This is a genomic window from Pseudanabaena sp. PCC 9330 (assembly GCF_055795045.1).
The window spans coordinates 79,765-100,272 of sequence record NZ_JAYFES010000086.1 but is presented as its reverse complement, the minus strand read 5'-3'; the positions used below and the strand labels follow the sequence as shown (position 1 = coordinate 100,272).

At 49.6% G+C, this 20,508-nt stretch carries 19 protein-coding genes and 1 tRNA gene; 9 read left to right on the top strand and 11 right to left on the bottom strand.

The window, feature by feature from the left end; genetic code table 11:
- Positions 1-99: 99 nt before the first annotated feature.
- The gene (locus AC0QKW_RS08030) at positions 100-366 is read left to right on the top strand and encodes a ribbon-helix-helix domain-containing protein (RefSeq protein ID WP_473150540.1); all 267 of its coding nucleotides are present in this window, start codon (positions 100-102) and stop codon (positions 364-366) included.
- A complete protein-coding gene (locus AC0QKW_RS08025) occupies positions 366-674 on the top strand; it encodes a type II toxin-antitoxin system RelE/ParE family toxin (RefSeq protein ID WP_473150539.1) in 309 nt (102 codons plus the stop codon). The genes AC0QKW_RS08030 and AC0QKW_RS08025 overlap by 1 nt, the downstream gene beginning before the upstream one ends.
- A gap of 162 nt (positions 675-836) precedes the next feature.
- On the opposite strand, the gene AC0QKW_RS08020 is transcribed toward AC0QKW_RS08025, so the two are convergent.
- From AC0QKW_RS08020 to AC0QKW_RS08010, 3 genes are all read right to left on the bottom strand, one after another.
- Positions 837-3,233: a DUF3987 domain-containing protein gene (locus AC0QKW_RS08020; protein WP_473150538.1), complete on the bottom strand. Its 2,397-nt coding sequence runs from the start codon at positions 3,231-3,233 to the stop codon at positions 837-839.
- 315 nt (positions 3,234-3,548) lie between these two features.
- Complete coding sequence (locus tag AC0QKW_RS08015) at positions 3,549-3,845, bottom strand: helix-turn-helix transcriptional regulator (RefSeq protein WP_323349291.1); 297 nt, start codon at positions 3,843-3,845, stop codon at positions 3,549-3,551.
- Positions 3,727-4,053 carry a helix-turn-helix domain-containing protein gene (locus AC0QKW_RS08010; RefSeq protein ID WP_473150537.1) on the bottom strand — a complete coding sequence of 109 codons (327 nt, stop codon included), beginning with the start codon at positions 4,051-4,053 and terminating at the stop codon, positions 3,727-3,729. The genes AC0QKW_RS08015 and AC0QKW_RS08010 overlap by 119 nt, the downstream gene beginning before the upstream one ends.
- A gap of 96 nt (positions 4,054-4,149) precedes the next feature.
- On the opposite strand from AC0QKW_RS08010, the gene AC0QKW_RS08005 reads away from it, so the two are divergent.
- A complete protein-coding gene (locus AC0QKW_RS08005; protein WP_473150536.1) occupies positions 4,150-4,791 on the top strand; it encodes an XRE family transcriptional regulator in 642 nt (213 codons plus the stop codon).
- A 50-nt stretch (positions 4,792-4,841) separates the two neighbouring features.
- Here AC0QKW_RS08005 and AC0QKW_RS08000 read toward each other — a convergent pair whose 3' ends face one another.
- The 8 genes from AC0QKW_RS08000 to AC0QKW_RS07965 all read right to left on the bottom strand — a co-directional run bounded on the left by AC0QKW_RS08000 (position 4,842) and on the right by AC0QKW_RS07965 (position 16,673).
- Positions 4,842-11,804, bottom strand: coding sequence for a P-loop NTPase fold protein (locus tag AC0QKW_RS08000; RefSeq protein WP_473150535.1), 6,963 nt, complete (start codon positions 11,802-11,804; stop codon positions 4,842-4,844).
- A 321-nt stretch (positions 11,805-12,125) separates the two neighbouring features.
- Positions 12,126-12,803 carry a hypothetical protein gene (locus AC0QKW_RS07995; RefSeq protein WP_473150534.1) on the bottom strand — a complete coding sequence of 226 codons (678 nt, stop codon included), beginning with the start codon at positions 12,801-12,803 and terminating at the stop codon, positions 12,126-12,128.
- Positions 12,804-12,835: 32 nt separating this feature from the next.
- Positions 12,836-13,999 carry a tyrosine-type recombinase/integrase gene (locus AC0QKW_RS07990; RefSeq protein WP_473150533.1) on the bottom strand — a complete coding sequence of 388 codons (1,164 nt, stop codon included), beginning with the start codon at positions 13,997-13,999 and terminating at the stop codon, positions 12,836-12,838.
- Positions 14,000-14,228: 229 nt separating this feature from the next.
- A tRNA-Gly gene (locus AC0QKW_RS07985) sits at positions 14,229-14,300 on the bottom strand.
- A gap of 165 nt (positions 14,301-14,465) precedes the next feature.
- Positions 14,466-15,062: a hypothetical protein gene (locus AC0QKW_RS07980; protein WP_473150532.1), complete on the bottom strand. Its 597-nt coding sequence runs from the start codon at positions 15,060-15,062 to the stop codon at positions 14,466-14,468.
- Positions 15,063-15,293: 231 nt separating this feature from the next.
- Entirely contained in the window at positions 15,294-15,749 is a 456-nt protein-coding gene (locus tag AC0QKW_RS07975) for a hypothetical protein (protein ID WP_473150531.1), read from the bottom strand.
- 75 nt (positions 15,750-15,824) lie between these two features.
- Complete coding sequence (locus tag AC0QKW_RS07970) at positions 15,825-16,064, bottom strand: hypothetical protein (protein WP_473150530.1); 240 nt, start codon at positions 16,062-16,064, stop codon at positions 15,825-15,827.
- A 66-nt stretch (positions 16,065-16,130) separates the two neighbouring features.
- Positions 16,131-16,673 carry a hypothetical protein gene (locus AC0QKW_RS07965; protein ID WP_473150529.1) on the bottom strand — a complete coding sequence of 181 codons (543 nt, stop codon included), beginning with the start codon at positions 16,671-16,673 and terminating at the stop codon, positions 16,131-16,133.
- Positions 16,674-17,266: 593 nt separating this feature from the next.
- Here AC0QKW_RS07965 and AC0QKW_RS07960 point away from each other — a divergent pair.
- From AC0QKW_RS07960 to AC0QKW_RS07935, 6 genes are all read left to right on the top strand, one after another.
- Positions 17,267-17,581 (top strand): hypothetical protein, encoded by a 315-nt coding sequence (locus tag AC0QKW_RS07960; RefSeq protein WP_473150528.1) that lies wholly within the window; start codon positions 17,267-17,269, stop codon positions 17,579-17,581.
- A gap of 53 nt (positions 17,582-17,634) precedes the next feature.
- A complete protein-coding gene (locus AC0QKW_RS07955; protein WP_473150527.1) occupies positions 17,635-18,054 on the top strand; it encodes a hypothetical protein in 420 nt (139 codons plus the stop codon).
- A gap of 237 nt (positions 18,055-18,291) precedes the next feature.
- Entirely contained in the window at positions 18,292-18,792 is a 501-nt protein-coding gene (locus tag AC0QKW_RS07950) for a hypothetical protein (protein ID WP_473150526.1), read from the top strand.
- Complete coding sequence (locus AC0QKW_RS07945; protein ID WP_473150525.1) at positions 18,755-19,222, top strand: hypothetical protein; 468 nt, start codon at positions 18,755-18,757, stop codon at positions 19,220-19,222. Before AC0QKW_RS07950 ends, AC0QKW_RS07945 begins: the two co-directional genes overlap by 38 nt.
- Before the next feature lie 4 nt (positions 19,223-19,226).
- Positions 19,227-19,874: a hypothetical protein gene (locus AC0QKW_RS07940; RefSeq protein WP_473150524.1), complete on the top strand. Its 648-nt coding sequence runs from the start codon at positions 19,227-19,229 to the stop codon at positions 19,872-19,874.
- Positions 19,875-19,905: 31 nt separating this feature from the next.
- Positions 19,906-20,499, top strand: a complete 594-nt coding sequence (locus AC0QKW_RS07935) for a hypothetical protein (RefSeq protein ID WP_473150523.1) — start codon at positions 19,906-19,908, stop codon at positions 20,497-20,499.
- Positions 20,500-20,508 lie beyond the last annotated feature (9 nt).

Here is a 20,508-nt window from a genome sequence, read left to right as displayed (position 1 = left end):
GTTGCATTTGATTTCTATGTCAAAGTCCAGTAACGCCGCTAAGCTAATATCGACAAAGACTACAATTAAATATAGGGTAGCCATCCTATCAATGCCTCTATGCAAATTGTCCTCCCCCCTGAACTAGAGCAACTCATCCAACGCCAGCTCGCCGCAGGCAAATACCAATCTGCCCTAGACGTCATCACAGCAGGCATACACCTACTCGACCAGCAAGACGACATCTATCAAGGGCGACTCTCCGAACTCCAGCAAGATGCCCAGATTGGCTGGGAAGCAGCCCAGCGCGGCGAACTTGTCGAAGGCCCTTCCGCTATGGCCCAGATTCGAGAAAACCTGCGGTCTCGCCACGCCTCCGCCGAATAATGGCCCCTCAGTTTTACCTAACCCAGCCTGCCATTCAAGACATCGAGGCCATTGCAGACTACATCGCCGGTCAGACTGGGCTCCAGCAGGCCGAGCGCTTCCTCTCAAAGCTCGATGCCAAATTCGCCAGAATCACCCAATTCCCGAATCTGGGGCGGCCACGCGACGAAATCCTTCCAGAACTGCGCAGCATCTCAATGGAGAGCTACCTCATTCTCTACACCGCAACAGAGTCTAGAGTAGACATCTTGCGAGTCGTTAGTGGCTACCGCGATCTGACAAGCTTGCTCACAGACGACGACGAGTAATCGATTTTCGGTAGACACGGTAGACGCCCGGTAGACACTCTGTCTACCGGGCAAAATCCTCTATCCACAAGCTCTTCAGCCATTTCGGTAGACGGTAGACACTTTCCTAGCAATTCCCCATTGGCAAACGCTGTCTACTTGTCTACCGTTTCGCTACAACCCTTACCCATCAGCACTTTCAGCGGTAGACACCCCGTCTACCGTTTCTTCAAATCTGTCTACCGCGTCTACCGTTGCCCGCCACCGCAGCCGATTCCCCATCCCCTGGGTTTCCCCATACCCCATCGCCTCCAGCTCCAGAAAATGAGCGCGAATCACCTCCACCCCCGCCTTCCGCAAACTGCGCTCATAATTCCGCACATCCTTCGCCCGCAGCCAGCCTCGCACCCGCGATAGCTGTATCAGCTTCGTATAGACCGGCTCCAGCGCCCCATCCACCGTATTCCCATCCGCGTAGAGAAGCTTCACCTGGCCAATGAACCAACGCCCCAGCTTAATCGCCGCCTGCATCTGACCTGCATCCACTGAATTATTCGGCAAATGCCCCTCCACCGCTGCATTCAGACAGTGAAGAATCAGCGCCAGCCGCCCCGTATAGCCCTGCATTTTGGAATAGACTGCCTGCAAGCCTGGGTGGGTCTCCATCACCCGCAGCTGATCCAACTGGTCATACCAATCCGCAAATAGCACCTTGGACTCAGGGCTGAGCCGGTAGCACTGAGCCGTCAACCCCTCCAACTGCTGGTAGAGGCCATAGAGCCGCTCTGATACGTCATAGCGCACCGTCCGCCTGGGAAAGGGCGCAGGCTTCAGCGGCAGCAGACACCACAAGAACCGCGCCCATTGGCCACTGGCATCCGAGCAATCCCCCATCATCTCCCGCAGAATATCGGGCTGAATCGTCCCCGTTAGGCTCAGACTGGTGCGCGGTAGGCTAATGCGCAGGCCACTAGCTCGATCTACCTTCAGCCCTGAGCCATCAAAGGCGGTCAGCAGCGACTCCTTATCGTTCCCTCGGCCATTGCGGTACTGGTTCTGCCCCTTGAACAGCCCCGCCAGCTCATCCGGCGTCACCAAAATGCCCCGTTCTGGCTGCTGGGCTTGAATGCGGGCGATCGCCTCCCGTGTCGCATCTGAGGTGTGATACTCCCGTGGCATCGGCTTCCTGGGTCGAATGCCCCGATCCTCTACCCTGGTCTGCTCCCAATCCCGCAGGTCAACCTCATACTCCGAAGCAGCATACTCATACTCCTGATCCGCCTCCGCCTGGAGCAGCGAGAGCGGCCCCAAAATCTGCCGTTGAATCGGGCTCTTCTTACTGCCCGAGGGAGCTACCAATCCCGTGAACACAATCGGCGGCACCGAGAACCCCATCCCGGCGTCAATTTCCAGCTCCGTACCTACCCGCAGCAATGACGCCGCCACCGGCAGCAGCGTCACCAGCATCGCCGCTGGCGTCGCCCCTATCCAGTCAGCAATCTGCTCCAAGGGTTCCGCCAGGTCAGCATGGAGATACTCCCCTAGACATAGCTGGTAGTCGCCAATTTTGAGCAACTGGTGAATCTCGGCCCGTCGATCGTCCCGTTCCTCGGTTTGCTCCAGCTCCGCCTGCACCAGGGTGACCAGGTTTCCGATATCTTTGGCCGATAGCCCTGTTTCCTGGTGCCACTGAACCACCTGCGCCGCTAAGGCCAGTTCGGTGGGGCTGGTGCCCAGGTAGGTGCGAATCTGGTCTTGTAGTGCCTGCACCGACAGTCGCTCAGGAGTTTGGATAGGGCTAGCCTCCAACTGCCGCCGGTCTTGCACCGCTGCTCGAATCTGCTCCGCTGTGGCCCCATCGCAAATCCAATCCGCCACGTCTAACCCGCCATGCTTGGGCAGGTTCTGCCAGCGCAGGCTATCAGGGTAGGGGTAGCACCACTGGGCCGAGGGGAAGTCCTGGGCAACTTCTTCCATATGGGTAATGCCGACTTGGTCGCGATCTGGACACAGCACCAGCTGGGCCGTCTGCAAATCCTCAGCGTAATCGCCATAGCTGCGGTACTTCTTCGAGCCCCCCAGGGTAGTGGTCGCGGGAATGCCAATTCCCCAAAGTGCATCAGCGCAGCCTTCCCCCTCCACCATCCAGATGGGTTGACTGATGGCGATCGCATTCTGGACATCCCGGTAACGGTAGATCGGTACCTGGGATCTAACCTTAGGGGTCAGTCCTTTGACCCACTGCTGATTGTTCCAGTGGTACTGCACAAAAAACTTCGCGCCGTTGCCCCGATCTACCCGCGTCACCTTCACCAGGGGCTGCCCGGCCCGGCTGGGATAGAAATAGTCCTGCCGCTGCTGGGGGCGAACCGGCTTCTCGGGTGAGGCGGTGGCTGCAAAGTATTGCCCCCACATGCCATCGGCTGTCGCGCCCCGATAAACATAGCCGTCTACCGCCCCATCCTGGTCTACGTGGGTGTGGCAGAACGCCACCTCCTCATTCCAGCGGCAGTCTTGGTCTTTGGTGCGTCCACAGATCGGACAGGGGCGCGATCGCCCTGAGTAAACATACTGTGCCATGGTTAGCTCCTGGTTTTAGGAGCCGGGCCACCACAATTAACCTGCTACTGGGCTCAGTAGATCGCCCAATCAGCCTCGTAGTCTTGGACATTGCCCATGACTTTGCTATAGTTGAAAACACATGTTTCAGTAGCAGGTTAATGAGCGAAGTGGTTCTGACAAACCGCTTCAAGACGTTGATTAACCCGGCTGTGAAAAATAAAAAAAGAACTCGGCACCCTGGCTAGCAAGTAGTTGGGGTGTTTTTTCAATCAATCTTGAGCTTAAAGAATGAGGCTAGAAAGCTATCAACAACTTGACCAAACTCTGAAAGCTCTATTTGCTGTTTTTCAGCTTGGGTGAGTCATTTCGAGTGTTGGACTGAGATGGTTTTTTACGATTACTCAACAAGCTGGCCTGGTAAATTCTGATGGCCCGCTGGTGAGCGATCGGGTCGTGGCGGTTATGCAGCCAGTCTTGCATCAGCTCTAGGTTGTAGCGAATGCAACGGCTGTTAATGCGAACCCAATGAATGCCCTCGATCAGCACCCCCTGCAACCGATAGCGCTTCAGTGTCGTATCGCTGAGCTTGAGGTACTGAGTAGCCTCCTGCTTGCTGATGAATTGGGCCATGGTTTGCTCTTCCTCGCTTATACCGCTGGGGCCAAATCTCATGGGGAGGCAGGCCAAGTTTGCTCGCCACCACCTGCTCGATGCGGCGTGATCGCTGTCGAGTCAAGGCATGGGAGACTGCTGAGGTGCCAATATTCAGCTCTTTCGCAATGCTGGTTAGAGTCCAGCCCTGCTTGCGTAGAGCTGCTTTAATGTCTTCTACATGCATAGAATTGTCTTAGCTCCATCAATATATCGATGAAGTTAGCAATAAATAACTTGCATGTCAAGTGTTATAATTTGCATCTGCAATTAATGTAACCCTATGACTAATCCATTACCTGATGAGGCGCAGGCGGATGCCACAGCAGTTGATCAGTTTCCAGTCCGCCTGAAACAGGCGGTCGGTGACAAGAGCATTCGGGGCTTTGCCAGGGACTGCGGATTTTCTGACACCGTGCTCCGCCAATATCTGAATGGCCAGAGCGAGCCAACTCGCCCGGCATTACTCGCTATAGCCCGCACGGCCAATATCAGCGTCGAGTGGCTGGCAACTGGTCAGTCTGGGATGGCTCCTCACGACTCGCCTCAAGCGTTAGCTGAGAAGTACATTCAAAAGGATCCGCTGGCCTTTGAGACGGAATGGCTACGGACGGAGTTCCCGGATTCGTTTGAGCACCTGATGCTGACCCAGGTGGTTGATGACAGTATGGAGCCTACCCTGCCGGTAGGAGCGCTGGTGCTTGTAGATACTACAGACCGAGACCTGGAGGTGGTGACCCATGGCATCTATCTACTCAAGCTGGATGACCGAATTTTGGTTAAACGCCTGCAATATGTTGCTGAGAAGACTATCAAGGTGTTGAGTGACAATACTGCCTATGAGAGTTTCTCTTTAATGGAGGCGGATAAACTTAAAAACGTGAGCGTGATGGGTAAAGTCGTATGGTGTGGGCATAGGCTCTAAGCCGCTATGAGTAGGGAGTTTTACAACTAGCGACAGATAATTTATGGTCTCTAGGGCTGATTATTAAACCGATAGTCGTTGGGGTCTTCGCCGATTTCGCCCACGAAGGAGAATGAGCGGATCAGGTTGAAAATCTCGTGGGTAATATCTTTGAGGGTGAGGGTACGGGGCAAGATGTCAGTTTTCAAGGCATCGTGCTGGAGTTTGCCCAACTCAAGGTGCATATATTGGTCGTGGGTAGACAACTGGCAATGAATGAAGAAGTCTCTTAATGGAGTATCCAGGTGAAGAGATTTGAGTTTTAGCTGGGAGATGTCAATACCCAACTGTTTAGCATTGTCGCAGTCAATGGCATGGGCTTTGGTTTCGTCGCGTTGCTCTTCAAAACAGGTTTCAATGGCTTCAAAGACGCCGCGCATGAGGTTGGGGTAGCGCCCGGAGAGGGCCAGTAGAGCCAAAATAGTTTGCTGCACTTGGGGGGTGGTTTTGGTGCCTCGGGTGCGGCAAACAATTTTGAATAGTTTGTAGACGTTGGTGAGGCGCTTGAGGGTGCGGGGAGATAGATCGACCTGCTGGCAGCAATCAACCAGCATTTTGAACTCTTGACGGCTAAACTCGCTGAATTTGGTGCCGCCAGTAGCGTTGTCTTGGATGACGACCTGGGAGCGCAGGTAGGTCTCTAGGGTATCGGCCATGATCGGGCGCACCCGGTAGGGGAGCTGGATTATTTTTTCGAGGTAGTCGGTGCCGGAGGGGCTGCCGTGGCGCAGCAGCACGCCTTTGTAGAACTGCTCTAGAGCGCGGGTGATGTAGCGCTCATCAATGGCGAGGACGGCGATAAAGAGCGGGGTTTTGACCAAGAGCTGAACGGCTTCGAGAACTTGGACGACGCGGCGAGGCGGGCAGCGATCAAGGTCGTCGATGTAGACCACGACGCGGGCTGGGCCTCGGGGGAAGGCTTGTTTGAGGTTATTGACCTGAGTTTTGAATCTAGGATCGTAGTGGCTGGGGGGGAGCAGTTTGTTGCTGAGGTCAGAGAGGTCTTCTTTAACCTGATGCATTAGCCCTAGGCGCTGCTTGTAGTCGTTGGTTTCTAACCGGCCTGAGACAAAATCTGCCAGAGAAGCGTAGAGGTTGGTAGGTATCACTGCTTTTTGGGCTTCGACTTGCTGCTCCAGATCGCCAACCTCCTGCTCTAGCTGCTGGAGATGTTCATTGTCAGCTAAAGCCTGATCAATACTGGCTTTGATTCTGTCTTCACGATCGCGATTTTGCTGGGTGATAGAGGTTTCATATTCAGACAAGGCCAAGCGAGATTCTTCAAACCAAGCAGTACTGCTTTTGAGCAAGTTTATCAGCATAGCTGCTGCTGGCAAGGCCGGGGCGATGAGAGCTCCCAACTTAACAGTTAGCTGTCGGGCAGGTTGAGTGGCGTCGATGTTGAATTGAAAGAGTAGAAAAAGAGGCAATAGAGTGAAAATAAGCACTAATAACAGTGGGATCGCATTGATTTTGATCCATCGGGTGGCGGTAGCCCATAGAATTCGCCAGGAGTTTTTTTCGACGACGTTAGTGGCAACATTGAGAATGTTAAACCGGAGCGATGTGACTTGCTCTAGAAGCGTCTCGATTTCCCGTTCTAAATTGGCTTTTTCTTGGTCAGAGTTTGCTTTTTCTTTTTGGGACTCTACTGTGCCATGCGCTTCTGCTGTTTGAGGAGGTGACTCTAGACTTTGTTCTGACGGTTCTTCTGATGCCAACGACTGGGCCTCGGTAGCCGCAGACGATACATTCTCAGGCTGAGATGGTTTTTCTAGGTCTGCAAGAGCTTGTTTGGATGATGCTAGTTTTTCTAGGGTTCTATATAGCTCTCCCCATAGACCATGATCTTTGGGGGAAGGCTGAGGCTGTTGTTGCTGAGAGTTTGCAGAAACTTTGGCAGCGTCAAACTCTGCCCATTGGCCCAAAATATTCGTTGCATCACCAAGAATACTGGTGCTTGACAAGGCAGACTCAAAGGAACTTGAGGTGCCATAGAGCTCCTGGAAAATGGTCTTATTGAGCTGCTTAAAGAGCTCTGGGCCAATTCGCTGCCTGAGTAAGATGAATGATGTACCAAAGAAAGCGTCTGCCCACTGAACCCGTTCATCTTGCTGAATTTTGAGGATGGGCTCAAAATGGACAGCAATTTGTTGGCGTACTCGTTGGCGTTCAGCGGCTAGTTCTTTTTGTTTATTGTCTAGGAGTTTTTGGGTAGCTTCAAGTTTTTCCTGATCTTCTACTCGGGCTTGGGCAATTATTTCCCACAGGCCCCCTTGGGAAGGTGGGGCCTCCAACAGTTTGCGGCGGTCTTCATTTTGAACAACGTTCTGAAGGATCCACTTGCGCTCTTCATCGCTACTTTCGTAAAGTACAGACCAATAGTTTCCGCCTTCGCAGAGCACTTGAGCTTTAGATTTTTCTTTGCTAGAAAGGGCTTCGGCAAGCTGCTGTTCGAGGGAGATTTGGCGATCTAGCTCGAAGAAGATGGTCTGCATGAGGCTGGCCCAGAGGTCTGACTTGGCAAAGGTCCAGGCGTCAAATTTGATTTGGTAAATATGGCCGACGTAGGGGGAGAGCTTTTCGTGGTTGGGGTTGGGGTTCCAGGTTTCGGTGGCGGGGTCAACTTTGCGGCTGCGTACTTCAGTCATTTGCGCCTGCATGAGGTGCATGATGTAAGACTTTCCTCCCCCCCAGCCGCCGAGGATGCCAACGGCCATAGGCGGCTCTAGGTCGCGCATGAGCAGCAGCTGAGAGAGAGCTTTAATCTCGTCTTGGAGGTTGAGATAGTCTTTGTCTTGGGCCGATTCGTTGCGCAGGCTGCCGCCGGTTAGGGCATCGCGGTAGCTGCGGGCGAGGAGGTATAGGGCGCGATCCCAAAGGTCGTCGGTAATGATGTTGCTGAGAGACCATGTTCGCTTTACTTCCCGGTTGATGCGCTTGGGAAGGTGGGGCGCGAGGGCTACAAGAATGCCGTAGCGATGGATATTTTTTTGAAAGGTGTTGTTCTGTTGATTACTCTCCTGACTTTCCTCCTCCTCTTGCGTGGTGTCTGGAGTGGCGACAAAATCATCAGACTCAGCTATTTTGATGATTTTGGGTAGCAGTTCTGGCATGTCGATGGCCAGGGTGCTGAGTTGCTCAATTGTTTTAACTTGGCCTTTGCGTAACAAAGACAAAGCCTCAGCTTCATGGACATTGCCTTTATCTTTCGGCGTGAGGGCCAAGGCATCATTGAGGGCAGGTTCAAAGAACTCAGACTCGGGGAACTTGCGGGCGAGGGCAACGCGAGCACTGGCCTGGTGGTAGGGGTCGCTGATGTCGTTAATAATGTTGACGGCTTCGAGGCGTTGTTGATAAGCCATGTGAGGGATTAAGCGCTGCAAATATTGGGTCTGTAGGTAGGTGTTGTTTTGAAGCTCTTGAATGGCTCGCAGGGCTTTTGTTTGGTGACTTTTGCCAGCAGCATGGCTGGCAAGCTCTACCCACGCTTCGGCGTTGCGGTAGGGGCTTTTAATATAAGGGGTTTGATTGTCGTTGAGTTGGTCGGCAATGGGGCGTAAATCTTGGGAGTTGGGTGAGTCGGTGATGGCGAGCTGAATCTTGATGTGGAGCAGGTTGCGGTAGTCGTCGCCTGTGTAGGTTGTTAAGAAGGTGTAGACGAAGTAGTTATAGTGGGGGGCTAGGGCGATTAATACGGCTGCTTGATAGCCTGGGTCTTTAAGCGCTCTGACAGCATCTAATACGGCTGTCTGCTCTGGCTCTGCTAAATGCTTGAGCACTGGGGCAAGCTGAGTGAAAATGCTAGAGGCTGCCCACTCGTAAGAGAAGTCGTCTCGTTTAGGCTCTTTAAGTTGGTAAGTAAGGCTGAGAGTGCGTTCAACCAGGTGTTGATAAGCGGAGAGGAAGTCTTCATCAGTTGGGGCTACCTCTGGAGAAGTGTTTGAGGTGGCTGAGGCTAATTTATCTGTTTGCTCTGGGGTGGTTGAGGCCTTGGCAATGGCCTGTAAAATGCTGGCCCGATATTGGGGCAATGCAATTTTAGCTTCAAGTAAATTTAGAACGTCGTTGAAGTGCTCAATGGGTAAAAGCGGAATTAGCTCTACTAGGGCCGCTGTTTGGTAATAATGGTTATTAATGAACTGGTCGATTAGGTCGAGCGCTGCTGGAGTTTGGTCTGTGGATAGGTAAGCAACGAGGTTGTTGAGGGTTTCGGTGCGGTAGCGATCTACAGTGAATTTTTCTTGAATAAGGCGCAGGGCATTGGGCAGTAAACCAATGGTAAGGCAAGGTATGAGAGCGCTGAGAAATTTTGTTTTATCAGCCTCGTCGGGAATGTGTTCAATAATATCGAGGGCGGTGGAGTGTTTGCTGCTGGGGTAAAGCTGGAGAAAGTCTTTTGTAAGGCGTGTGGCTGGGGAAGCAAGGCTCTTAGTTGTATCAGGCAGACCTTGTACTGCTGCCCAAAAAACTTTGAGAGTGCTTGAGTTTATTTGAGGCTCAATAGCACTCAAGGCCTCGGCTTTGTTGTTGTCAGAAGTAATGTCATTCGCGATGGCGAGGGCTTGAGCCAGCAGGTCGGTTTCGGTTTCGGGCAAGCGGGGGGCAATCGCGCTTAAGGTCTGGCCTTTGGAGTAGTCATCCTCAAGGCTATTCGTGGCGGTGAGGGCGCGCTCCAGTACAGCCCGTTGTTCAGAGGTGGGCAAGCGGAGGGCGATCACACTTAAGGCCCCGGCTTTATAACGGTTATCCTTTAGGCTGTTCGCGGCGGTGAGGGCGAGCTCCAGCAACTCAGGGTCAGAAGCGGGTAAGCAGGGGGCGATCGCACTTAAGGCTCGGGCTTTGTAACGGTCATCTTCAAGGCTGCCCACAGCGATGATGGCGCGCTCCAGTACAGCCCGTTGTTCAGAGGCGGGCAAGCGGGGCGCGATCGTACTCAAGGTCTGAACTTTGAAGTAGGCATTCTTAATGTTGTCCGCAGCGGTGAGGGCGCGCTTCAGCAACGTAGGGTCAGATGTGGGCAAGCGAGGGGCGATCGCAATTAAGACCTGGGCTTTGTATTCGACATTCTTGACATTCTTAATGTTGTCCGCGGTGGTGAGAGCGCGCTCCAGCAACGCCGTCTCAGATGCGGGCAAGCGGGAGGCGATCGCACTTAGGGCCTGGGCTTTGTATTTGACATTCTCGATATTCTTAATGTTGTCCGCGGTGGTGAGGGCGCGCTCCAGCAACGTAGGGTCAGATGTGGGCAAGCGAGGGGCGATCGCACTTAGGGCCTGGGCTTTGGCAAAGCTATTCTTAATGGTGTCCACAGAGGTGAGGGCACGCTCCAGTACAGCCCGTTGTTTAGAGGCGGGCAAGCGGAGGGCGATCGCAATTAAGGCATCGGCTTTATATTCGTCATCCTCAAGGCTGTCCGCGGTGGTGAGGGCGCGCTCCAACAACTCAGGGTCAGATTCCGGCAAGCAGGGGGCGATCGCACTTAGGGCACGGGCTTTGGCCAAGCCACCCTTAATGTTGTCTACGGCGGTAAGGGCGCGCTCCAGCACAGCCCGTTGTTCAGAGGCAGGCAAGCGGAGGGCGATCGCACTTAAGGCATCGGCTTTGTATTCGTCATCCTCAAGGCTGTTTGCGGCGGTAAGGGCGCGCTCCAGCACAGCCCGTTGTTTAGAGGCGGGCAAGCAGAGGGCGACCGCACTTAAGATCTCGGCTTTGTAACGGTCATCATCAAGACTGTTCACGGTGGTGAGGGCGCGCTCCAGCAACTCAGGGTCAGATTCCGGCAAGCGGAGGGCGATCGCACTTAAGGCTCGGGCTTTGTAACGGTCATCTTCAAGGCTGCCCACAGCGAAGATGGCGCGCTCCAGTACAGCCTGTTGTTCAGAGGCGGGCAAGCAGAGGGCGATCGCACTTAAGACCTGGCCTTTGTATTTGTCATCCTGAATGCTGTCCGCAGCGGTGAGGGCACGCTCCAGCAACGCGGGGTCAGATGTGGGCAAGCGGAGGGCGATCGCACTTAAGGCTTGGGCTTTGAAACTGTCATCTTCAATGGCGTCCACAGTGATGATGGCGCGCTCCAGTACAGCCCATTGCTTAGATTTCGGCAAGTGGGGTGCGATCGCACTTAATATCTCGGCTTTGGCAAAGCCATCCTTAATGTTGTCTGCGGCGGTAAGGGCGCGCTCCAGCACAGTCCGTTGTTCAGCTTCGGGCAAGCAGGGCGCTATCGCACTTAAGGCATCGGCTTTGTAACGGTCATTCTGAAGGTTATCCGCAGCGATGAGGGCGCGCTCCAGCAACTCAGGGTCAGAAGCGGGTAAGCAGGGGGCGATCGCACTTAGGGCATGGCCTTTGGAGTAGTCATCCTCAAGTCTATTCGTGGCGGTAAGGGCGCGCTCCAGTACAGCCTGTTGCTCAGATTTCGGCAAGCGGGGCACGATCGCACTTAGGGCTTGGGCTTTGGCAAAGCCATCCTTAATGTTGTCTGCGGCGGTAAGGGCGCGCTCTAGCACAGCCCGTTGTTCAGCTTCGGGCAAGCAGTGCACGATCGCACTTAAGGCATCGGCTTTGTAACGGTCATCCTGAAGGTTGTCCGCGACGGTGAGGGCGCGCTCCAGCAATGCCGTCTCAGATTCGTGCAAGCAGAGCGCGATCGCACTTAAGGCCTTAGCTTTGTAGTAGTCATCCTGAATTTTGTCTGCGGCGGTAAGGGCGCGCTCCAACACAGCCCGTTGTTCAGCTTCGGGCAATCGGGGTGCGATCGCACTTAAGGCATCGGCTTTGGAGTAGTTATCCTCAATCTTGACTGCGGCATTAATAGCTTGATGAAATACTTCTGAAGGAGAAGGCAATAACTCAGACGCCAACTCAAGCAAGGCCCCTACTTGATTATAGGCATCAGCAATGCGGTCAATTTCCGCTAAGCGCTTAGCTACCCAGTCGTTTGCGTCTACCGGAGTTGGGGCGTCACCCATGGGGTCATCCTTTCCTTCACAGACAACTCTAAAATCTGGTTCATAGGTCTGGCTTCAAGGCGCATTTCGCCCGCTTAACCCCGCCAACTCCCCAATAGCCGCGATTTTAGCTGACCGCTGAGAGGCATATCCCCCTTTACACCGTTATTCTTCACGATCAGTTCATTTTTGGCAGCAACCCAAAGCGCAAAGCACCCGAGCTTCTATCTGAATCATCAAGGCTCTGCCGTCATTGACGCGGGTCTTTGCTGGCCTGAGGTATCATCAGTGCTCACCTCAAAATCGCGACGGAACCGCCCTAGAGGGTGCTAAGGACAGACCTCATTGCCAATGTAAAATCTTTTGCAACGCAGCATCGGCTTCTGCCTGTGTCACCTTAGGCAGTCGATTCTGCACATAGTCTTCCGAGATTCCCGTTTGATTGGCAAACTCCTCCTCAATGCCATCTAGCAACTGAGGATGGTTGTAGGTGACCTGCCAGTCGCGATCCCAAAAGATGCGGTCGGCCAGCTCATCAATGCAGTTTCCCCATTCCAGCGAGTCCTCACAGTCCACCTCAATAGGCAGAATGTCTTCCTCCTTCTCAAACTCAGCTTCTAAAACCTTGAGCATTCCCAGGGCGTTCAGAGTTTCCCAAATCAGTCTTCGCCAGTAAAACGGATCGCCATCCTCCTCAATACAGTCAGCGAAGGCGATTTCATCCTCCACCCGTTGGGTCAACCAGGCAAAAGGGAAATAGGCTGCCGCTTCTAGCACATTGGTGAGGGGTGGCACCGACACCTCGGGCTTGAGTAACGCCTCCAGGCACCGATGCCACAACACCACCCGTTGATCAAAGCTAGCGCTGTCGAAGATGCGATCTCCAGTGATCACGTCTACCCCATCGTCGAATTCAACCGCTTCCCGGCTGAACTCAACCGCCGACTGGAGAATGTGCAGGTAAAACTTAGCCTCTGCTCCCTCCAGCACGCGCTTGCCAAAATTGGTGTTCCAGGTCATGACGGATAGCGCTCCTCGACAACGACCAACCCCTAAAAGAACGTGGGCACCGCAATCTGACTAATGAGGCCAGCATAGTGCTCCAACAGAACTTTAGGATCATGGCCAGTCAGCTTGGCCACCTCAATCACCGACATCCCCTTCGCCAGCATGTGGCTAATGAACGTGTGCCGGGTGTTGTACTGGGTGCGGTACAGCCCGTTTTCTTGAGTCATGCCGCACTTCTTCAAAATGCTCTGCCAAGCCCGATTTAGGAAGTTCGTCGCATCAATCGGTTTGCCCTTGGGGCTGGGAAAGACCAGCATATCGGGCTTGTAGTCTTCAGGGCGAACGGCTAATAACAGGTTCTGTAGGTCAACATTGCACGGGAAGAACCGAGCCCGATTCGTTTTGGTGGCTTTTCGCAGGCGAGCCGTGCCGGTGCCCTTACGCACCAAGGTTTCGTTAAACGTAATCCCGGTACAGTCGCGACGAATATGCTTCCACTGGAGGCCGATGGCCTCACTGGTTCTACAGCCCGTCATAAACAAGAACCGCACATAGTCGGTGTAGTGGGCGTAGTAGCGATCGTCGCTAAAGGTGCCGATAATCTGCTTAATTTCCGCCTCGCTAAATGGAGGAACTTTGAGCGGTGGCACCGGGTGGCACATCTCCGTCAGCCCGGTAAACGGGTTCTCCCAACCTGCGTCCACCAGCTTATTCTGCTGTACCCAGTTGCCAAAATCATTCAGGATGATCACCTGTTTCTTAATGGTGGCGGCAGAAGCACTTTGCAGCATGAACGTGACGAACTCTTGGGCCTCCCGGCGGCCAAGGATCTTGCGCCCAAAATTGCGCACCTTTTTGGGAATCGGGTTGTACATGCTCACGATGGTGAAAGGGCTCTCTAGCCGCTGCCTCTTATCGTCCACAAACTCATCCCAATGCTGTTTAAAGACATCGGTATAGCTCTGAGACGCCTCAGAGCCAGCTACAACCATTGGCAGCGGATCCTCAGGCTTGTATTTTTGCAACGTGGGATCAAAATTGCCGCTCAGCATGTCTAACTCGATCTGCTGGGCCTTTTGCGTTGCGACCCTGCGGTTGATGCTGCTGTCTGGCAAGCCAACCGACAGGCAGTAGCGCTGGCTCCGGTAGCTCCACCGCAGCCGCAAGCGCTCGGAATAGACTTCGACTTTAACTTGTCCTTTAGCCATAGTTCGGAGTGGGGTAAAGTACATCGCCTGCACCCTTGCCGTTATCTACGGTTATCCGACCCCATCAATCCGCTTTTCGTGCCCAGAGGTTTATACCAATTTCGTACCAGTTTTTACACCCAAACTGCCCCAAAGTGACCCAACAACACGGGCACTTTGCCAAAAAGCAATCAACACCTTGATGGCTAAATCCCTTTCTGGGAGAGCGTTTGAGGCTGAAACATTTGAAAGCGGGTGATCGGACTCGAACCGACGACATTCAGCTTGGGAAGCTGACGTTCTACCACTGAACTACACCCGCAGAGGTGCCGCTGGGCAAGCGCGTTGCCAACGGACTCCTATTATACACTTTTAGGCGTTGTGTCAGATTTGAGTCAAGCTGAGATTACAAGGCTCAAAAACCGTTGACAATAAGCACTTATACCTATAAGCGCTAGGGATCCACTAAAGCGACTTTAGTACGGCTTCAATCGCTCAAAAGCTTTCTAACCGTGCTCACATCTTCGATCTGAAATTTCTCATCTGGCCTTAAACCTTTTACATGACCCTGATCAGCTATCAAGCCTTGAAGCTTGTCCATAAGTAGTTGCACCCTATCGGCTTCTATAACCTGATAGTCAGGATCAGAAGCCAGTTGAAGCTCTTTATGTGTCTCTAAATTTGCGGGCAAAGCGCGATCAAGCAAATAGATAGCTGCTTTCAGTCGGTCAGAATTTAGAGCATCTTTAGAATTGAGAATATTTTCAATAACCGATAGAGCGCTGTCTAAATTATTGAAAATACGGTTTTTAGCCGTTGTGACTAATTGAGCCTGTAAGTGGGCACAAAAGGCTTTACCCATTGGGCTATTAATAATTCTGACAATCTGCCTTTTATCCACTTCTAAATGTTCAGCAATTTTCACATAAGTCAAGCCGTTTAGATGGGCAAGACAGACTTTAATTCCCATTGTTCCTAACGTAGAATAGGCGGGGTATAGCTCTAGCAGCTCATCGCTAATATTAAACGTCTCACGCAGTACGCTAGACATTTCGAGTTTACGCGATTTCCTAGGATCAGGCATCGATTTTCCTCAGTTTTCAAATGGTATAATAGAGATGGTTTGAAAGTGGTTCTCAATTATTTGAAATCCTATTTTCAGCGTTGATATCCTCGGTTCTAAAAATCCCTTGCAAGTTTTCATAGTTCTTGCAAGGGATTTTTTTGTCTGAAGCTGTGTAAGTCACTAAAGTTACTTTAGAAAAGAAAAGCGGCTTACAAACCAGACATAGCTTGCAAGCCGCTACCAAGACGTTTAACTAATTTTAGAGCCTTTCCAACGGCCAGCGGCGATATTATCGGCCTGACACTGTTTGGCGATTGCTAGGATGTTTGAAACGCTAAAAATCTGATCCATATCTTTTTCAAAGCGCTTGATATACTCAGATTTAGCCCGCTCGAAAACGGCTTTTTCATCTTCACTCTGAAAACCGTTCTCAAATTCTTGAAATTCTTGAGAGCCGCTATCAGTCGGTTGATAGTCGTTACCAGTGGATAGATAACGGTCATTACTGAATCGCTGCATAACATCCTCTATCGGCTTTTCGTAGACAATAAAACTTCTATCCCATCCACCATGGCTAGGGAATGAAATTTCATAGTAATTTCTATCAATCTGCTCTAAAATGCTTTTCGTTACGTGACACTTTTTACCGATTTTTACACCGTTGGGAAGCTTGGGATAAGTTACTTCAAAGCGATTGTTAGACATTTGAATCCTCAGGTTCTTGAAAACGGTTTGAATCCTCTTGAAAACGATTGATACCTTGGGGGTTTTATATCGGCTTTACAGATCGATCTGTTGAACGAGATCGGCAAAAGTCATTTTTCCGCTAGTGTCAACGCTTACAACCGCTGATCCTTTCTTAATTCCCAACATAATGTCATTCTGAGTAACAATTTCTTCAAACGTTAGAGCACGATCGTTAGGGTCAGAAGTCTTACGGTCAAGGTTTTGAATAGCGTCTGAAATCGTCTGAATTTTCTTTTGCAGATTTTGGTACTGTTCGTTATCAGTAATAATCATGGGGTTTTCAATCCTTTTGAAATTGCTTGAAATTTAAGCCTTGACTAAAGTAGCTTTAGTGGTTTTCTAGCGCTCCTGATAGAAGTGAACTTCTGGAACGCTTGTACGCACCTTAAACGCTAGCAAGGGGATATCCTGACTTTCTACAAATTCCTCGCCAATTGGGAATAGTGTTCCAAATCTGGGATTATCGTTAATGAACCCGATAGTACCCGCTAAAGATCGGTCAAGCCCCTTCAACTCGTTTTGAGAACGTAGAAGCGATTCTCTAGCCGCGTTGTAATCGCTTACAATTTTCTCGATCCGTGGGTTAGCACCTTGAAGTTTTAGAAGCGCTTTATCACGCTTTTCAAGCTTATTGAACTCATCTAGTTTGACTTGAAATACGGGCAACTGCGCTTGTAAATAGCTCAACTGATTTTTAAGCGCTGTCAATTTGTCGAAAATACCTTCACTCGATATCAAGGCAAAATCGCCGGAATCTTCAAAAGTTTTCAAGCGTTTTTCAGTGCTTAAAATTTCTTGTTCAGTGCTTTCAATCTGGCTTTTAAGATTGTCTAAAGTGACTTTAGGGCTTGAAATAATTTCAACTTTTTCAGCGGTTGTCATGGCTTAAGATCCTCAGGAAAAGATTAATTCTTTCTCTCATCATTATACCATGACCAACTTTTAGAAATGGCAAACTGTGATGGTATAATGGAGGGTTAACCGTTTTCAATCTGCCTACAAAATTATCACCGGCTTTAATTTTCTAAAATTTTCAAGCCGGTGAGAATATTCAATCATTTTCAAGCGGCTTTTTAGCGCCTAAAAATAATTTTCATTGACTTTGTTTTGAAACAAAAATGACTAAAGATAGCCTATTTTTAGATTATAAACGCCTAAAAATGTCTAAATTTAGGCAATTTTTAGACATTTCTGTAGGCATTTGTAGACATTTTTAGGCGGCTTTTAGGCAATTCTTAACGATGGAATGCGGGTTTTAGGCCATTTGATTCAATTTGAATCAAATTGACAAAAGTTATATCAGCGAAAATTATTTCTTACTCACTAAAAAGCCGCTTTCAAGTATTTTGAAAGCGGCTTTTAGGCAGCTTTTAGACTGCTAATTATTCGTTTAATATCAGCTTTAATTATGTAAATTGACAGTTCAATTTGATTCAACTTATAATAGTTGACATAAGCGAAACGGAGGTTTTCAAGTGTCAAATGAAGGGTTCAAATTAAAACCCGATGATGTTTATATTCCTGCAAGAGATTTCTATATCGAAGTTTCGAGAATTCACCAGCTTGCAACCCATCGAGAACGGCCTATATCGCGTTCAGCATTTTATCAATGGCTAGATGCCTTAAAGATTCAAAGATGGCCTACGGGGCAGCGTGGTAGCTACAGAGGATACGAATTTAATCAGGTGATCCGGTTCTTAGAATCCATGCTCAAAACCGGATCTATCAAAACCTCAGTTCAGCACGTTCAAGATTTAATTGAATCAGGAGAGTTGACAAACAAGCTCTAATGTGGTAGCAGATTTCAAACAGTTTTCAAGCCAATACCTAAGGATTAAAAATCATGGTTGACCTTAACGATCGCAATTCTCGAAAAAAAGCCATTTCTAAAGCCGGTGAAATCGATTCTACTAAAGTAGCTTTAGAGGTTATTCAACCTTATCTAAATGAGTTGAAAAATGCTTCAGAGCAAACCAGCGTTCAAATCGTTGAAGCGCTCAAAAGTCATTTAGAAGATCGTCAACTGTTTTACAGCAATTTCGACACTGATATTTTGCAACCGCTTTTAAGCGGTCAAATTGATCGAAATATGCTGATAAAGGTCTTGAGTAAATATCAAACGCCTCAAGGGGAGGGGAGGGATTCAGAATTTTTTCTCAATCAATCCCGATCGCTCATCGGAGAATATCTCGATTCTAGCGATGATATCCAACACATCCCTATGGTGGGCAATCTGCTTTCTAGTTCTGTAGATGATGACTAATCCCGAAAAGGAATTTCAAGCGCTAGTAAACGATTTTCCTTTACTCAGTCAAACCCAAAAAGCTCAGAGGATTAAAACCGTGCTCAAAAATTTGAACAAGCCTAACCCACGATTGAGAAGCTATCGATTCATTATCCCTGCCTACTGTATAGCCATTTTCTTTGGGATATCGATCGCCTATTTAGTACCTGAGACAAATCCTTCAACCGTTGAAAGCCGTTTAGCAGAGTAGAAATTATGGCCAGTCAGATACCTATGGAACAGCATAGAAGCCCCGCTACTAAAGACTGGCCATATCTCCCCAGTTGTGAGCAGCTATCAACCCATGTAAAAGCTGATACCAAGCAGATTGTTACCAGTGTCTACGGGTTAGAGCTTTATTCCGAGGTTGGCGATCGCATTCCTGAGGGTTATAAAGCTGTTTTAGAAGGTTACGGGTTATGCAAACAAGGTGGAGTGACTATCGCGGCTGATCAGCTCTTTAACCGCCCTATGGCCGATAAAGAAGTCTTGGGAACAGCAAACGAATCTACCAGCACGGGTGAACCCGCTAGACTGCCTGAAAGCTTTTTAATTGAGCAGCAAGCTACTAAAGCGACTTTAGTTAATACCCAATCACCCGGCATCATTTTCTACGGTTGCCTAACGATGGCAATCATTTCAACACTTTTAACCGCTTACCTTATTTTGAGAAAATACAATGTTATCGACAAAATCAAAACGATTCTCGAAGATTGAACCGCTTCATATTGCGATCGCGCTAGGGGCTGTTTTCAGCGCTTTCACTGGGTTTTACATGGTTGTCAATCCCAATCTAGAACAGAAAGAAACTCAAAACCTTATCAAAGAACAGAGAGCCGCTAGTAATCGTGAAGTGCTGCAAAAGCAAGTTACCAATCAAGCGATCGCAGATCAAGCCCCTATCGCTACTGAACGGTTTGCAGCCGGTTGTCTGTTGGTTGTCGATAGAAACAGTAACCAATATGTAGCGCTTGCTAACGGTGCTGTGAGTGACCCTGTAACAGGCTTAACCCTGGTAGATGGTTCAGTAGTCTGTGACTTTTACGGCATGACAGGGGTTGTTATCGGTGGGATCGTGACTGAAACCGCTTTTAATCCTGAGGGCTTCAAATCTCATCCCGACTACAACAAATTAATGGGGTATTAAACCAATGGAAAAGCTTTTTAAGTTTGTCAAACTGTTTATTTTGGTTCCATTGCTGATGGCGGTTATTGCAGCCGCTTTCTATTGGAACATGGTTATCGTTATTCCCAATTGGCTTAAAAGCGAGTTACCAGCATTTACACCGGGTATTCTGTTTTTAGTCTTTTTGCTCTTCATTGAAACGATCTTTCTTTATGTTCAATGGCTAGAAAATCAGCCTACATTGGCTAGCCGTGGGCATGAATCTATGGTTGAAAACCTAGACAAGATGAACCGCTGTAGAAAGGGGATTTATAGAACATCGGATCTTGATCGCGATATCAAGCAAGAAACACGAGTTGATACCCGTATCTTGCTTAAACACCGCTATAGAGCAGCTTGGGCCTTTCTAATTGATATGCTTTTTGCCATTTTTTGCACGTTCCCACCGTTGAATACATCTTGGGCTTTATTCCTAACGGCTATGAGTCCACGGGATATCAACTTTATGAACTTGCTTGGGATCGTTCTAACAACCTATGGTATCCCATGGTGCGTTAAAGCCGTGTTTTACTGCATCGATGAAAACAGTTTCACAGGCTTAAGAAGTGAAATGCTCGATACCGGGATGAGTGAAGATTTCTCAGGCTACATGAAAGAGAAAATCGCTGATTAGTCACTAAAGTAACTTTAGAAGGATTGAACCCATGTTAACGATTGATAGTCACTTGAGAAAAATCAGAGCCAATGAAATCGTGTTTAGAAGCGCTTACAGTTTCTTCTTTATCGGTGGGATATTGCTAGCCATTGCAGCGGTAAACCTTGCAGGAATGCCCAAGGGTATCGGTATATTTATCATTTTAGCAAGCGGTGTTTTAATGCACTTGCAATATAAAGCGGATCGTCTAGCGCTTTCAAACCATGTCCACGGTGGGCATGAAATGGAATATAGCGAACATGAAGAAAACCTGATTAAGGCTTTAGGGTGTGATATCGCTACCACGCCGCTTTATAGCTTTTTTGGAATAACTGAGGATAGACGGTACACTCATCAAAACGATTTCACAACCCCTGCAAGTTTTGACGATATCGAAGCGGCAAAATCTCAATTACTGAAAATCGTTAGTAAACACGGGTTTATCACATTTCAGGAGTTACAACAGAATAAACGGTGGGTTAGAAGCAATCAGGAAAAGGGCGTATTACTTGATCAAAGCCAGAAAGCGATTAAGGGGTTTGTAAGCGCTTACTGTGCTGATCAGATTTCTATCAAGCATAACGGTTTGCAGTGGGATAGCTGATAAAGCCGG